Source organism: Solibacillus ferritrahens, assembly GCF_037027585.1.
Classification (GTDB): Bacteria; Bacillota; Bacilli; order Bacillales_A; family Planococcaceae; genus Solibacillus; species Solibacillus ferritrahens.
This window is the reverse complement of record NZ_JAXCLE010000013.1, coordinates 1-15046: the sequence shown is the minus strand read 5'-3', so window position 1 is coordinate 15046 and position 15046 is coordinate 1. Positions and strand designations below refer to the sequence as shown.

The window sequence follows — 15046 nt, the reverse complement described above, 5'->3', positions numbered from 1 at the left end:
TTTTTAAATTATTTATGGAGATGTTATTTTGTCTGCTTGTAATACACCTTTTAGTATGTTTATAGCTTCATCGATTTCTTGCTCACTTACAGTTAACGGAGGCAATAATCGTATTACTTTCGGACCTGCTGCTACAGTTAACAGCCCCGCTTCATCTAGAGCTGCTACATAAGGCGCTACATCTTCTCCACCTAGCCCTAAACCAAGCATTAAACCCTTACCTTGAACAGTATAGTTTTTGTCTGGGAACGCTTCTTTTAGTTTATTTATAAAGTATTCAGATTTTTGTTTTACTGATTGTAAAAATTCATCATTAAATATATGATCAATAACTGTTTGTGCTACTGACACCGCTAATGGGTTCCCACCGAATGTCGTGCCGTGTGTTCCTGCATTAAACGTATTAAATAGTTCCTCTGTACCGAGAATACCTCCAATTGGAAAACCGCCTCCTAGACCTTTCGCCATTGATACAATATTAGGCTTTATTACAGTCTGTTCAAACGCAAAACGTGTACCGGTACGTCCAATTCCAGTTTGTACTTCATCTGCAATTACTAAAATATCCGTTGTTTGCTGAATATCGTGAATAGCTTGCGCAAATTCGTCAGATACGGCATTTACCCCACCTTCACCCTGAATCATTTCCAGCATAATAGCTGCTGTTTCAGAGTCTGCTGCCGCTTTTAATGCAGTTGCATCATTGAACGGTAATGTGATAAATTCACTCACTAATGGTCCGAAGCCGTTACGTACTTTATCTTGACCTGTCGCACTCATTGCACCGAATGTACGTCCATGGAAGCTTTGTTCAAAAACGATTATTTTATGCTTCCCTGTATGCTTTCTAGCCAATTTAATCGCAGCCTCATTTGCCTCTGCTCCACTATTACAGAAAAAAGCGTAGGATAGATGTAAATCTTTCACTAACGCTGCCGCCAGCTGCTCTTGCCCTGGGCTCTCAAATAAGTTACTAATATGCCATAGCTTCTTACTCTGCTGCTGAATTGCCTCTACAATTGCAGGATTGGCATGACCTAAGCTACAGACAGCTATTCCACTCGTAAAATCTAAATAGCGTTTTCCTGTTGTATCGAATACTTCAGTTCCTTTCCCTTCGACAATAGCGAAAGGTCTTCTTGCGTAATTTTGAAATAATGCACTCATTTTACTAGCTCCTCACTTAAAATAGTTGTACCCGTTAATGTTTCATTGACAATTTGAACAGATGGTATTCCCGATTGCAAACAATTTAAAGCCCCCTGCACTTTCGGTATCATACCGCCGTATATATCCCCTTCGTCAATCCACTGCTTAATTAAATTTGGTGTGGCCTCTGTTTGAAATTTATCTTTAATACGAATACCTGCAACATCTGTAACGAGGAGTAAACGGTCTGCACCGACTGCCAATGCAATTTCACTTGCCACTGTATCTCCATTAATATTAAGTGCATGCCCATCCTTTGTTGCGCCAATGCATGCAATTACAGGGACAATACCACTTTCAGTTAATGTATTTAATAATTTAACATTAACATTTTTTACCTTACCTACATATTTATAAGTTTCATAATCTAAAAATTCACTTTCTAGTAGGGTTTGATCAAAACCATTTAAACCTACAGAGTTAATCCCTGCAGCATTGAGCTCATGTACTAATGCAGGATTAACTTTGCCGATCAATGTGGACTGGACAATTCCAATCATTTCTTCGTTCGTTACCCGTAAGCCATTTACAACTTGGGACTTGATATTAGCAGCTGCTAATTCTCGATTGATTGCTGGTCCCCCGCCATGGGTAATTATGAGTTGAATCCCCTGTTCTTGAAGGGCTTTGAAATTACGAAAGAAGGCCTCGTTAAGACCTTCTAATGTACTGCCACCAAGCTTTATGACCATTTTACGAACGGTATGATGCGTTGATTTGAACGTAGTCATAAGTTAAATCACACCCCCATGCAAATCCGTGCCCCTCTCCAACTTCTAAAGATACATAGATTTTTACTTCATGCTGTTTCAGAATTTCAATCAGTACTTCTTCTGAGAACTTGATTGGTTCACCGTTTTCAACCATTGTCGCTCCGCCAATTTTAATCGTAATTTTATCAGGATCTACTACAGCTCCTGAATAGCCAACTGCTGCGATAATACGACCCCAGTTTGCATCACATCCGAAAACTGCTGTCTTTACAAGAGGGGAACCGACAACTGTTTTTGCGATTTTTCGTGCCTCTTCGTCCGAAATGGCACCATCGACCTCAACTTCAATTAATTTTGTTGCGCCTTCTCCATCACGAGCGATTGATTTTGCTAAGTCTTCTGATACTAAGCGTAATGCTGTATAAAAATTCTCCCAATCCGGATGTGCAGGTGATAATGGTTCATTACCCGCTAAACCATTTGCCATTACTACGACCGTATCATTAGTTGATGTATCTCCATCTACTGTAATTGAGTTGAATGTACAATCCGTTACATTAGATAACGCTTTTTGTAATTCATCCGATTCAATATTTGCATCTGTCGTAATAAAGCCTAGCATTGTCGCCATATTCGGTTCAATCATGCCAGAGCCTTTTGCCGTTCCGGATACTATTACTTCTTTGCCATCTATGATTGTAGAGTAAGTCGTATTTTTCATTACCGTATCTGTTGTTAAAATAGCTTGTGAAAAATCAATTCCATTTTCAAGTTTGGAATCCGGAATCAACTTTTCCATCCCTGTTTGAATGGGCTCCATTTTCATAATTTCACCTATAACACCTGTTGATGCTACCCCAACTAAATTTTCTGAAATGCCTAGCTTTAGAGCAGCAAGTCTTTGCATTTCATAAGCATCCGCTAGCCCTTGTTTACCTGTGCATGCATTAGCATTTCCTGAATTCACAATCATCGCCTGCATTTTTTTCGTTTCATATACAACTTCCTTTGTTACTTTAAGGGGCGCTGCTTGAACAGCATTTGTTGTAAATACTCCCGCTACACTTGCTGGTACATCACTGACTAATATCGCTAAATCTTTTTTCTTATGTTTAATACCGCAATGAACGCCTGCTGCAGTAAAGCCTTTTGGTGATACGATATTTTTGCTGGATAGTTTTTTCATTTCAATTGTTGAAGCCATTTGATGTTCCTCCTAATGATTAAATAAAGTACGGTACAAGTTGTAGGCCTGTTTGCTGAGGTAAACCAAATTGAACATTCATGTTTTGGATAGCCTGCCCTGCAGCCCCTTTTACTAAATTATCGATTACCCCTATAATTGTTGCCCGATTCGTCCGTTCATCGAGCTTCACATAAATATCGCAATAGTTTGAACCTTTTACGCGATTTGTCCCAATAGATGACGCTTCCTGAATGACACGGACGAAGGGGTGTTTCTCATACGTTGAAGTTAAACAATCAACTAATTGCTGTTGTGTAACACCTTCTGTTACCTGTGCATAGGAAGTAGCTAAAATTCCCCTTGTCATCGGCACTAAATGTGTGTTAAACGTAATAGTTGTTTCGGTATCCGTAAACATCGAAATTGCTTGTTCAATTTCAGGAATATGTTGATGCTCATTAATTTTATATATCGAAAAGCTTTCATTTACTTCACTGTAATGTGTAGTGTTTGAAGGTTTATTGCCTGCGCCGGATATTCCGCTCTTTGCATCAATGACTAAAAAACTTGGATCAATCAGCTGATGCTTTATTAGAGGAAGAATGGATAAGAGAACTGCTGTTGGATAGCATCCTGGATTTGCAATTAATTCCGATTTCTTGATGGCTGCTTCATTCCACTCTGTTAATCCATATACACTTTTTTCAACTACTTCTTTCGGTGCCGGCTTTTTTTTATACCAAGATTCATAGCTTTCAAGGTTTTTTAATCGAAAATCTCCTGATAAATCAATTAACTTTGGCCCCAAATTTACTAAAGGTGGAAATAGAGTACTAGATACCCCAGACGGTGTACTTGCAAAGACAACATCGGATTTTGCTAATACATCGTAATCTATTTTTAATAACGGTTGATTATAAATATTTGTTAAGTGAGGAAATTTATCTGAGAACACTGTTCCTTCCTCAGATGATGTAAATAATCCGATTTCTACTACTTCTTTATGATTATGTAAGAATCGCAATAATTCCAGTCCGCCATACCCTGTGGCACCAATAATACTTACTTTCATCTTTGTCACCTCATAATTTTTTATTGCCAAAAAATACATCAACGAAATCTAAAAGATAAAAATAAGTATAGTTATGTATATTTATTTAGTCAACTGTATTTTTATATAATCATAGATAATTCCAAATTATCGTTCAATTGTTTGTTTATTTGAGGTAGAAAGTACCACGTACTATTCCTATTAAGGAATGAGGACTAATAATAGTAAAAAAAAGCGCCTACATATGTAAGCGCCCCATAGCATATGCAAATGTGAAAAGAATTAGTCTTCCATAGTTGATAAATCGCCTGTTGGTAAGTTCAATTCCCACGCTTTCAATACACGACGCATAATTTTTCCGCTTCGTGTTTTTGGCAGCTTATCTTTAAATTCGATTTCACGTGGTGCAGCATGGGCAGATAAACCTGTTTTTACGAAATCCCTAATATTTGCTTCAAGTGCTTCACTTGGTTCTACCCCTTCACGCAATGAAACGAATGCTTTAATTATTTCCCCTCGGACAGGATCCGGCTTTCCGATGACACCAGCTTCTATTACATCCGGATGCTCGAGTAATTTACTTTCTACCTCGAACGGACCAACTCGCTCACCTGCCGTCATAATCACATCATCTACGCGCCCTTGGAACCAGAAATATCCGTCCTCATCCTTATATGCTGAGTCACCTGAAACGTACCATTCTCCTTTTAAAAAATAAGAATTATAACGTTCAGGATTTCCCCAAATCTGGCGCATCATTGCTGGCCAGCCTTTTTTGATTGCTAAATTCCCCATTGTGTATGGCGGTACTTCATTTCCCTGATCATCTACAATCGTAGCATAAACTCCAGGAATCGGTTTTCCCATGGATCCTGGTTTGATCTCCATCGCAGGCAAATTGCAAATCATATGTCCGCCTGTTTCTGTCATCCACCACGTATCATGTATACGGTGACTTAAAATCTCCATTCCCCATTTTACTACTTCAGGGTTTAAAGGTTCACCAACGGATAAAACATGTCGCAATGAAGATAAATTGTATTTACTAATCAGACTTGGACCGGCACCCATTAACATTCTGAATGCAGTTGGCGCACTATACCAGACGGTTACACCATATTCTTCAATCGCACCATACCACGCTTGCGGGCTAAATCGGCCGCCAATAATTAAATTAGTGACTCCATTTAGCCACGGTCCAAAAATACCATAAGCTGTCCCTGTTACCCACCCTGGATCAGCTGTACACCAATAAATGTCGTTCTCTTTTAGATCAAGTACCCATTGGGCTGTTTGATATTGCTGTACCATTGAATAATGTACATGCAATACACCTTTTGGAGTACCGGTAGAGCCAGATGTATAATGTAAAATGGAGCCATCCTCTTTATCGACCCATTCAATGTCAAAATCTTGTGATGCCTCTTTGAAATATTTTTTAAAGTCTAATATTTTATCTGTTTCTTCAACATCTTCCCCAACTACAAAGATAGTCTTTAGTTGTGGAAGCTTCTCTATAGGTACTCGATTTAATAATGATGGTGTTGTAATAATTGCAACTGCCTCACTATCCAATAAACGGTCATAAACGGCACCCTCCATAAATGCTTCAAATAATGGTCCAACAATTGCCCCTATTTTTAACGCCCCTAATAAGCTGAAATAAAGCTCTGGTGTGCGTGGCATGAATACAAATATACGATCCCCTTTTCGCAAATTTGCTTTCTCTTTCAATACATTTGCCGCTTTATTCGAGTTGCGTTTCATGTCAAAGAAAGAATATGTTTCTTTTCGATGCCCATCATTATAATAGAGTGCTACTTTATTTTTCCGATGTGTATCGACATGTCGATCAATTGCTTCATATGCAATATTGATCTTTCCCGTTTCATGCCAAGAAAATGCTTTCTCAGTATTACCCCAATCATGATTTGCAGCTATATCCTCATAATTTTTTAAATTATGTTCCCCTGGAATTACTGCTAGTTTTTCAACTGTTTTTGTCCCCATGAAATTTCCCCTTTCTATAAAACATACAACCATTTTACAATAAAATTACTATAATGCGCAAAACATTTTAAATTTTCTAATAATTTAGTTATTTATCGTAAAATAAAGCGTATTTTCGCATTAAATAGAGTATAATGGAGGTATTACAAGCAGGTGGTGTGATTATGAATCATGTGAAAAAATACTATTGTCTTGAATTCAAATCGAAGAATGGTAATGTTTTAGTGGAAGGACCCGTTTCCTCAGAAAAACTTGCTTCCTATACGTTACACGAAGACTTGAAAGCATTTCGACCTTCGCATCAACAGCATAAAGCACTTGTCGAAATTGCCGCACTAGAAGAAGGGCGTATAATTGTTATAAGGAAAGACGATATTATCGTGGGCTATGTGACATATCTTTATCCTGACCCTTTAGAGCGTTGGGCAGAAGATCGTATTCCTAATATGATTGAACTTGGTGCTATTGAGGTAATCCCATCTTATAGAGGTACCGGTGCAGGAAAAAAACTGATCGAAGTTTCCTTCATGGATGATGCTATGGAAGATTATTTAGTTATCACGACTGAATATTATTGGCATTGGGATCTCAAAGGAACAGGTTTATCGGTTTGGGATTATCGAAATATGATGGAGAGAATGATGACTACCGCAAATTTTGAATATTATGCAACAGATGACCCTGAAATAACGTCCCACCCTGCAAACTGTTTAATGGCTCGTGTCGGGTCACGTGTAGGAACCGAGACGCTTGAGAGATTTGACAAACTTCGCTTTAGAAGTCGTTTCATGTATTAATTCTTATTACAAAGGGGATTGAAAAATGATTGTCGAAGAAATTATGAAAAGGGAAATACATACACTCCTTCCTGAAAATACGGTACGCGATGCCGTCCGACTTATGCGTGAAGAAAAAGTCCGTCACGTACCAATTGTAAGCTCGGACAATACAGTTGTCGGAATAATTACAGATCATGATTTAAAAAACGCGTTACCATCATGTTTGCGAGAAGAACCAAATTCCATCATCTATGATGCACCGATTGAAGAAATAATGGTTAAAAACCCAATAGTAGGTCATCCTTTAGATTTTGTGGAAGAAGTTGCATCAATATTTTATGATGCTAAAATCAGCTGTTTGCCAATTGTCTCTGCCGGTAAACTAGTCGGTATTGTAACAACAACAGATTTACTTTACACCTATATTGAATTAACAGGGGCACATCAACCCGGTTCAAAAATCGATATCCGCGTAAGTAATCGACCTGGAATGCTTTTTGAAATTTCAAAAGTATTTCAGGAAAATAAAGCAAATGTAGTTAGTGTTCTTGTATATCCAGATGGTGATAATACAAAATCTCGTATAGTAAGTGTCCGATTACAAGTAATAAATCCGCTTCATATCATCGAGGATTTGCGTAAGCAAGGATACGATGTACTATGGCCGAATTTACCTGGCATTTCACTATGAAAAAAGCTGTATTTATTTATTCTCCAGATCAACTTACTTACAAATTTTCGGACACACACCCGTTTAATCATAAACGACTACATTTAACGATTGATTTACTAAAAAATATCGGGGCATTAAACGACGAGGATATCGTTCCAGCCCGTGTTGCAACAGATGAAGAGATTGCTTTGTCTCATGATCCTCAATATATTGAAATCGTAAAAAAAGCCGGTCACGGTGAATTAACCGCGCAACAAGGTGAACCATACGGAATTGGCACTGAGGATACGCCAATGTTTCAAAATATGCATGAAGCAAGTGCATTGCTTGTTGGAGGTACATTGCAGGCAGTCGACTCTGTTTTGCAAGGTAAATCACAGCATGCACTAAATTTGGGGGGCGGATTGCACCATGGCTTCCGTGGGAGAGCTTCCGGCTTTTGTATTTACAATGATAGCAGTGTTGCTATTAAATACATCCAGGAGAAATATGGGCTTCGTGTATTATATGTAGATACAGATGCTCATCATGGCGATGGTGTTCAATGGTCATTTTACGATGATCCCAATGTATGTACATTATCCATTCATGAAACAGGTCGCTACTTGTTTCCAGGTACAGGAAATATTACAGAACGCGGTAATGGAGAGGGTTATGGTACATCCTTTAACTTTCCAATTGATGCCTTTACAGAAGATGAGAGCTTCCTAAATATATATGAGCAAGGCATGCGTGAAGTATTTGAATTTTTTAAACCGGATGTAGTACTAACTCAAAATGGAGCAGATGCGCATTATTTTGATCCTTTAACCCATTTGTATGGAACGATGAATATTTATAGGGAAATCCCAAAGCTTGCCCATAAATTGGCCCATGAATATTGCGATGGTCGGTGGATAGCTGTCGGTGGTGGTGGATATGATATTTGGCGTGTAGTACCACGTGCCTGGTCACATATATGGACAGAAATGACTGACCAACCTACCCCAACTGGTTCACTGCCACAAAAATGGCTTGCTAAATGGCAACAGGAATCACCTGTTCCACTTATTCCGACTTGGAATGATCCAAACCCTTTATATGATGCAATTCCTCGTAAAGCAGAAATTGAAGAAAAAAATGCACGAATGCTTGAAAAAGCGCTACATATTATTCGTACAGAAAAAAATCGTTCTTAAAAGAAGCTATACAATCTTTGATCAAAGATTGTATAGCTTTTATTTTCCTAATATAGGGATATTCCTTTATACTATAATAGAATAAAGGAAATTGGGGGCTATGACATGTATAAACATATTTTATTGGCAATCGATGGTTCTGAAAATTCACTTCGAGCTGCAAAAGATGCGGTCGGTATTGCCACAGAGGAAACGTTGATTGAACTTATTTCTTCCATTTCAACGGAAGCTATTTCAAATGAACCGTTACATATGGGGACCCTCGCTCAAACTGATGAACAATATATTCAAAAATTATCACGTGAAATCGATTATGTAAAAAGTAATCATACCCATTTAAAATTAACAATTGTACACGGGCCAGCAGGTCGTATGATTTCAAACTATGCGAATTATCACAACGTAGATTTAGTAGTTATCGGCTGCCGTGGATTAAATTCAATGCAGGAAATGGTATTTGGTAGTGTTAGTACATATGTATCAAAAAATGCTAATTGCTCTACTTTATTAGTGAAATAATTATTGTTACCCAAAAATTGTTGTTATAGAACTAAAAACCGCCTGCCACAAATTGGAACAGGCGGTTTTCTTATTTACTTGAATTGCGCTGTTCTATTCGATGCGGTAAAATAACACGCTGATCATCGACTTCCTCTTTATTCATATACTTCGTCAATAAGCGCATTGCAACTGCTCCTATATCGTATAAAGGTAATACAACACTTGTTAATTGCGGACGTACCATACGAGCAAGCTTTGAATTTTCGAAGCTAATAATTTCTACATCTTCCGGTACCATTTTTCCGCTATCTTGTATTCCATGTACTAAACCAATTGCAAGTTCATCATTCCCTACAAAAATAGCGGTAGGTGGATTCTCTAATTCGCTTAAATTTGTCCAACTTTCCAATCCATCATCATATGACCCATCCCCAGCAACAATAAGTGCTTCATCAATTGCAATATTTGCTTTTTGAAGGGTATCTTTATAGGCTGCTAATTTCCGTTCACCATTTACTTTGTATTGTAAAGGACCCGACACAAAAGCAATGCGGGTATGGCCATTGTCAATTAACATTTGAACGGCTTCCAAAGCAGCCTTGTAGTAATCAATATTTACTGATGCAACTTTTTCAGTAGAACTTATCGATCCAGCTAAAACTATTGGGACTGGACAAGCCTCAACTGCCCGTTGGAGGGTTTCAGTCACTTCCTCACTCATCATGACAATTCCATCTACTTGCTTACCAAGCATTGTATCGAGTAATGTTAACTCCTTTTCTTCATTCTGATCTGAATTTGCTAAAATAATATTATAGCGGTACATTGTCGCAATATCTTCTATACCACGTGCAAGCTCTGCATTTAAATTATTCGAAATGTCAGGGATAATGACACCTACTGATGTTGTTTTTTTACTTGCTAAGCCACGTGCTACTGCATTTGGACGATATTCAAGGCGCTCAATCACTTCCAGCACTTTTTTCCTTGTAGCTGGCTTAACATTTTGATTTCCATTCACTACACGGGATACCGTTGCCATTGAAACATTTGCTTCACGCGCAACATCATAAATTGTGACAGTCAAAAAATCTCCCCCTTTATCATGTTATACGATTTTTATTTTTTAAAGTTGATTGACTAATAATATGTATAGTTTAATCATATAATATTTTTATTTCTTTTTTCAATCCAAAACCTAGTGAATAACTAGTTTTACCTATAAATTCTTGCAAAAAAACTATTTTACTGCACTGTATACCCTCCATCCAAGACAATTGCTTGTCCTGTCATGCCTTTTGCTGCATCACTACATAAATATACGACCAATGCGGCTATTTCAGAAACATTTATCAGTCGTTTTTGTGGTACTAAAGGATACAGCACTTGCTCTAATACATCCTCAACCGCTATATTTCTTGTTTTAGCTAAATCTTCAAATTGATTTCTTACAAGTTCAGTATCCACATAGCCAGGACAAATAGCGTTTACCGTTATTCCGTTTGTAGCTGTTTCTAGTGCTGCTACTTTTGTTAATCCAATAACTCCGTGCTTTGCAGTATTATAACCGGCTTTTCCTGCAAAACCGACTAAACCATTGATAGAAGCGATATTAATTATTCTGCCAAATTTTTGTTGTTTCATAATGGGGAAAGCATATTTCATGAATATAAATGGTGCGACAACCATTACCTTCTGCATCAATTCAAAAATTTCCGTATCAAACTGCTCAATCATCGACACATGTTGAAAGCCTGCATTGTTTATAACAATATGGAGTGCACCATATTGGGCAATTACAGCGTCAATCGATTGTTGTATTTGTAGTTCATCACTGACATCACATAATAAATAGCCTAAACTAGGCTGCTCTTCAACTGCCTGTTTTAATCTTTCTTCATTTTTATCGGAAATTATGACCTTAACTCCATTGTTTGACAGTTCTTTCGCAATTTCAAACCCAATCCCTTGTGCTGCCCCTGTAATTAATGCTATCTTTTGCTCCATACAACTTCCCCTTTATAAAACTATTTAGAAAAAATTGTAATTTAATATGTAGCTTCCGTCAAATATATATTGCTATGTAAAAAAATGGCTATGTTGAATAAATTCAACATAGCCATTTTCAAATTATTATTTTGACACTTCATATTGCTTCATGAATTTTAAGATTTCATCATAATACGCATTGAACGTAGGAATATCCATTTGTTGTTGTTGATCAGATAATGCTATCGATGGGTCTGGATGCACTTCTGCCATGACACCGTCTGCTCCAATAGCGATTGCCGCTTTAGAACATGGTAACAGTAAATCACGACGTCCTGTTGAGTGTGTAACGTCTACCATGACTGGTAAATGTGTTTCTTGCTTTAAAATAGGAACTGCAGAAATATCTAAAGTGTTACGTGTTGCTTTTTCGTATGTACGAATACCACGTTCACATAAAATAATATTTTCATTTCCTTTTGACATAATGTATTCTGCAGCGTGGATGAACTCATCGATTGTCGCTGCTAAACCACGTTTTAATAAGACAGGTTTATTTGTTGAGCCTGCTGCTTTTAATAGCTCAAAGTTTTGCATATTGCGGGCACCAATTTGAATTACATCGATATAATCCAGTGCATGCTCTAAGTCTGAAGGTGTTACGATTTCTGTAATAACCCCTAAACCATACTCTTTTGAGACTTCTTTTAATATTTTTAGTCCATCCAACCCTAAACCTTGGAAATCATATGGAGATGTACGCGGCTTGTATGCACCGCCACGAATTAATTTCAATCCTTTTTCTTGGATAGAGGCAGCTACTGCAGCAACTTGCTCATATGACTCAACTGCACACGGTCCAAATACAAAAGAAGGTGTACCTGAGCCAACTAGCTCACCGTTAATATTAATGACAGTATCTTCTGACTTTTCTTTTCGTGATACTAGTAATTCTTTTTTCTTTTCTGCTTCTAATTGTTTTAATGCTGTTTTGAAGATTTGTTTAAAAATATAATCAACTGTCATTTGATTTAATGGACCATTGTTATTCTTTTTAATTAAATCAAGCATATGGCGCTCACGTAACGGGTCATAGCGATTTACGCCCTGTTTCTCTTTTATTTTACCTATTTCCTCTACAACGGTTGCACGTTCGTTAATCAATCGTAAAATTTCCAAGTTTAAGCTGTCAATCTGACTACGTAAGCTTTCTAAATCCTGTTGACTCATATTCCTCTTACCCCTCTTCTTTACGTATCCAACTCTTTCAGATAACTTAAAAGTATGATACATTTTTAAGTAATAAACTTATTATAATCAATCTACTGTAGAAAGTCACGTCTTTTTAATTTAGCGATTCAACTCGCTAAAGTATATTTTAATAATAAATTGAAAGGAAGCGTTATCATATGACAAATAAATTGTTTGCACTTGATATCGGAACGCGCTCCGTTGTTGGTATTATTCTAGAGCAACACGAAGATAAATATCATGTCGCTGATATTTTAGTGAAAGAACATAAAGAACGTGCAATGGTTGATGGTCAAATACATAACGTCCTGTATGTTGCAGAGCTCATACAGGAGATAAAAATTATATTGGAAGAAACCCACGGTCCATTGAAAAAAGTCAGTGTTGCAGCAGCGGGTCGAGCATTAAAAACTGAGCAAGCACTTGTCACACTTTCAATTAAAAACAGACCGATTTTTACTGAAGAGGATATTAATAGGTTGGAGCTGCAAGCTGTCCAACAAGCCCAGCAGCAATTATTACAGCATAAAGACGATGTAAAAAACAATCATTATTATTGTGTCGGTTATTCTGTTTTATATTTCCGATTAGACGGTGAAGAAATTGGTAGCCTACTCGATCAACAAGGTGACGAAGCTTCTGTAGAAGTTATTGCAACATTTCTCCCGCGGGTAGTTGTAGAATCACTTCTAGCTGCATTAAAACGTGCAGATTTAGAAATGGAGGCATTAACTTTAGAACCGATTGCGGCGATTAATGTACTTATCCCTCCAACAATGCGTCGATTGAATGTGGCGCTCGTCGATATTGGTGCAGGAACTTCGGACATTGCAATTACAGATAAAAGTACTGTTGTTGCATACGGAATGGTCCCAACTGCCGGCGATGAGATTACTGAAAGTTTAAGTGACCATTACTTATTGGACTTTCCGATAGCTGAAATAACAAAACGTCAAATGCATACAAGTGAAGAAATTTTAATTCAGGATATTTTAGGGTTTGACGCATATATCCCGCGTGCAGAAGTCGTAAAAGCAATTTATCCAGCAATTGGAAATCTAGCAAAATCTATTGGTGAGGAAATTTTACGTTTAAATAATTATGTTCCTCCTAAAGCCGTTATGCTTGTAGGTGGTGGAAGCTTAACCCCCCATCTCCCGGAAGAGCTTGGAAAAGTATTGAATTTGCCTGCGAATCGTGTAGCAGTTCGAGATGTAAATGCCATTCAGAATTTAACACGTGCAGAACATATTCCTGCAACACCTGAACTCGTAACACCGATTGGAATTGCAATCGCAGCACAAAAATCACCGATTCATTACATGTCTATCACAGTAAATGATCAAGTAGTTCGTTTATTCGAATTAAAAGAAATGACCGTTGGTGATGCCTTTTTAGCAGCGAATATCCGTGCAAAACAGTTGTATGGTAAGTTAGGTCACGGTTTATCTATTACAGTGAATGGTCAAAATGTATTCGTACCGGGAGAACATGGACAGCCCGCAAAAATAGTATTAAATGGGGAAACAGCTTCCACTAAAACACAAATAAAAAATGGCGATATAATTCAGCTTATTCCTGGAAAAGATGGTGCTGATGCTTATGCCACAGTTCGTGAAATTATTGATGAGGCAGCCGTTAAAAAGATAACTATAGGTAAGGAAAAATACATAATAGAGCCTAAAGTAATCATTAATGAAAAAGTAGTAAAATTGGATACACCCATACAGGATCGTGATGTTATTGTTGTTCAAACAATTGCAACGGTAGAAGACGCTTTCAGCAGTACGAATAATACAAAGCACCTCCAACAGTTTAGTTCCTATTGTGTCCATCTAGATGGTAAACCCGTCTATTTACCAGAATTTTCTTCGCAACTTTTTATTAATGGAAAGCCTGGTAAAACTCATTACCCTATCCAAACAGGGGATGTAATTACCTTTGAGCAAATTACATCGCCTTCTGCAGAACAAATAGCGGCATCCTTAAATTTACTCTTGGAGGAAAAAGTGATTGTCACGTTTCAGCAGGAAAAAGTAGAGCTTGCCAAAACGGCTCGGGAGTTTTACGTCAATGGTCAAATTGTTCAAAGCACTACAACTGTACCAAATGGTGCTACGATTAAAATTATTGAAAAGGACACGGGGAAGTGGATTTACCAGGATGTTTTCCGCTTTTCAACTTGGCAGCTTCCTACCGCATTTAAAGGTTCTTTCACGATTTTACGAAATGGACAGCCTTCTACATTTGATGCGGAAATATTCGGTGGTGACCAGTTAGAAATTCAGCTCTCAGAAATTAAATAATCATAGAATTTTAACAATATAAAAAAGGCTTCCAACATTTATTGGAAGCCTCAGACTGTAGACAAACTCGAAGAAATTTGAGTTTGCCTACAGTCTTTTTTGTTTTAAAATAAAGTTAACTGATGAAAACCGTTGATTTCCATTCCAGGGGACGCGTTTCGCGGGCGGGTGCCAATCCTCCTCGTCGCTACGCTCCTGCG

The 15046-nt window shown here is 37.6% G+C and carries 13 protein-coding genes; 5 read left to right on the top strand and 8 right to left on the bottom strand.

The genetic code is table 11. The features are described 5' to 3' along the window. Positions 1-12: 12 nt before the first annotated feature. The 5 genes from SNE38_RS13105 to acsA form a co-directional block, all read right to left on the bottom strand. On the bottom strand, positions 13-1167 hold the full coding sequence (locus SNE38_RS13105; RefSeq protein ID WP_336046653.1) for an acetylornithine transaminase: 1155 nt from the start codon (positions 1165-1167) through the stop codon (positions 13-15). After that, positions 1164-1940 (bottom strand): acetylglutamate kinase, encoded by a 777-nt coding sequence (gene argB, locus SNE38_RS13100; protein WP_336046652.1) that lies wholly within the window; start codon positions 1938-1940, stop codon positions 1164-1166. Before argB ends, SNE38_RS13105 begins: the two co-directional genes overlap by 4 nt. After that, positions 1903-3126: a bifunctional ornithine acetyltransferase/N-acetylglutamate synthase gene (gene argJ, locus SNE38_RS13095; RefSeq protein ID WP_191705487.1), complete on the bottom strand. Its 1224-nt coding sequence runs from the start codon at positions 3124-3126 to the stop codon at positions 1903-1905. The genes argB and argJ overlap by 38 nt, the downstream gene beginning before the upstream one ends. Before the next feature lie 19 nt (positions 3127-3145). Beyond that, positions 3146-4180, bottom strand: coding sequence for an N-acetyl-gamma-glutamyl-phosphate reductase (argC, locus tag SNE38_RS13090; RefSeq protein ID WP_336046651.1), 1035 nt, complete (start codon positions 4178-4180; stop codon positions 3146-3148). Positions 4181-4441: 261 nt separating this feature from the next. Next, a complete protein-coding gene (acsA, locus tag SNE38_RS13085; RefSeq protein ID WP_336046650.1) occupies positions 4442-6169 on the bottom strand; it encodes an acetate--CoA ligase in 1728 nt (575 codons plus the stop codon). A 164-nt stretch (positions 6170-6333) separates the two neighbouring features. Between acsA and SNE38_RS13080 the strand changes: the two genes are divergently transcribed. The 4 genes from SNE38_RS13080 to SNE38_RS13065 all read left to right on the top strand — a co-directional run bounded on the left by SNE38_RS13080 (position 6334) and on the right by SNE38_RS13065 (position 9318). Further along, positions 6334-6966, top strand: a complete 633-nt coding sequence (locus SNE38_RS13080) for a GNAT family N-acetyltransferase (protein WP_191705495.1) — start codon at positions 6334-6336, stop codon at positions 6964-6966. 25 nt (positions 6967-6991) lie between these two features. Next, positions 6992-7639: an acetoin utilization AcuB family protein gene (locus SNE38_RS13075; RefSeq protein WP_191705490.1), complete on the top strand. Its 648-nt coding sequence runs from the start codon at positions 6992-6994 to the stop codon at positions 7637-7639. Continuing rightward, the gene (locus tag SNE38_RS13070; protein WP_336046683.1) at positions 7636-8799 is read left to right on the top strand and encodes an acetoin utilization protein AcuC; all 1164 of its coding nucleotides are present in this window, start codon (positions 7636-7638) and stop codon (positions 8797-8799) included. The genes SNE38_RS13075 and SNE38_RS13070 overlap by 4 nt, the downstream gene beginning before the upstream one ends. Positions 8800-8904: 105 nt before the next feature. Beyond that, the gene (locus SNE38_RS13065) at positions 8905-9318 is read left to right on the top strand and encodes a universal stress protein (protein ID WP_336046649.1); all 414 of its coding nucleotides are present in this window, start codon (positions 8905-8907) and stop codon (positions 9316-9318) included. 70 nt (positions 9319-9388) lie between these two features. On the opposite strand, the gene ccpA is transcribed toward SNE38_RS13065, so the two are convergent. The 3 genes from ccpA to SNE38_RS13050 all read right to left on the bottom strand — a co-directional run bounded on the left by ccpA (position 9389) and on the right by SNE38_RS13050 (position 12519). Beyond that, positions 9389-10387: a catabolite control protein A gene (gene ccpA, locus SNE38_RS13060; protein ID WP_191705492.1), complete on the bottom strand. Its 999-nt coding sequence runs from the start codon at positions 10385-10387 to the stop codon at positions 9389-9391. A gap of 158 nt (positions 10388-10545) precedes the next feature. Further along, a complete protein-coding gene (locus SNE38_RS13055; RefSeq protein ID WP_336046648.1) occupies positions 10546-11307 on the bottom strand; it encodes a 3-hydroxybutyrate dehydrogenase in 762 nt (253 codons plus the stop codon). A 126-nt stretch (positions 11308-11433) separates the two neighbouring features. Then, a complete protein-coding gene (locus SNE38_RS13050; RefSeq protein WP_191700610.1) occupies positions 11434-12519 on the bottom strand; it encodes a bifunctional 3-deoxy-7-phosphoheptulonate synthase/chorismate mutase in 1086 nt (361 codons plus the stop codon). A gap of 179 nt (positions 12520-12698) precedes the next feature. On the opposite strand from SNE38_RS13050, the gene SNE38_RS13045 reads away from it, so the two are divergent. Next, entirely contained in the window at positions 12699-14846 is a 2148-nt protein-coding gene (locus tag SNE38_RS13045) for a cell division FtsA domain-containing protein (RefSeq protein ID WP_336046647.1), read from the top strand. The last annotated feature ends 200 nt before the right edge of the window (positions 14847-15046 follow it).

Bases quoted from the DNA above. Each gene is read 5' to 3' on its own strand.
- argB (WP_336046652.1), bottom strand. From the start codon at position 1,940: ATGACTACGTTCAAATCAACGCATCATACCGTTCGTAAAATGGTCATA.
- SNE38_RS13070 (WP_336046683.1), top strand. From the start codon at position 7,636: ATGAAAAAAGCTGTATTTATTTATTCTCCAGATCAACTTACTTACAAA.
- acsA (WP_336046650.1), bottom strand. From the start codon at position 6,169: ATGGGGACAAAAACAGTTGAAAAACTAGCAGTAATTCCAGGGGAACAT.
- argC (WP_336046651.1), bottom strand. From the start codon at position 4,180: ATGAAAGTAAGTATTATTGGTGCCACAGGGTATGGCGGACTGGAATTA.
- SNE38_RS13105 (WP_336046653.1), bottom strand. From the start codon at position 1,167: ATGAGTGCATTATTTCAAAATTACGCAAGAAGACCTTTCGCTATTGTC.
- SNE38_RS13050 (WP_191700610.1), bottom strand. From the start codon at position 12,519: ATGAGTCAACAGGATTTAGAAAGCTTACGTAGTCAGATTGACAGCTTA.
- SNE38_RS13045 (WP_336046647.1), top strand. From the start codon at position 12,699: ATGACAAATAAATTGTTTGCACTTGATATCGGAACGCGCTCCGTTGTT.
- SNE38_RS13080 (WP_191705495.1), top strand. From the start codon at position 6,334: ATGAATCATGTGAAAAAATACTATTGTCTTGAATTCAAATCGAAGAAT.
- SNE38_RS13075 (WP_191705490.1), top strand. From the start codon at position 6,992: ATGATTGTCGAAGAAATTATGAAAAGGGAAATACATACACTCCTTCCT.
- SNE38_RS13065 (WP_336046649.1), top strand. From the start codon at position 8,905: ATGTATAAACATATTTTATTGGCAATCGATGGTTCTGAAAATTCACTT.
- argJ (WP_191705487.1), bottom strand. From the start codon at position 3,126: ATGGCTTCAACAATTGAAATGAAAAAACTATCCAGCAAAAATATCGTA.
- SNE38_RS13055 (WP_336046648.1), bottom strand. From the start codon at position 11,307: ATGGAGCAAAAGATAGCATTAATTACAGGGGCAGCACAAGGGATTGGG.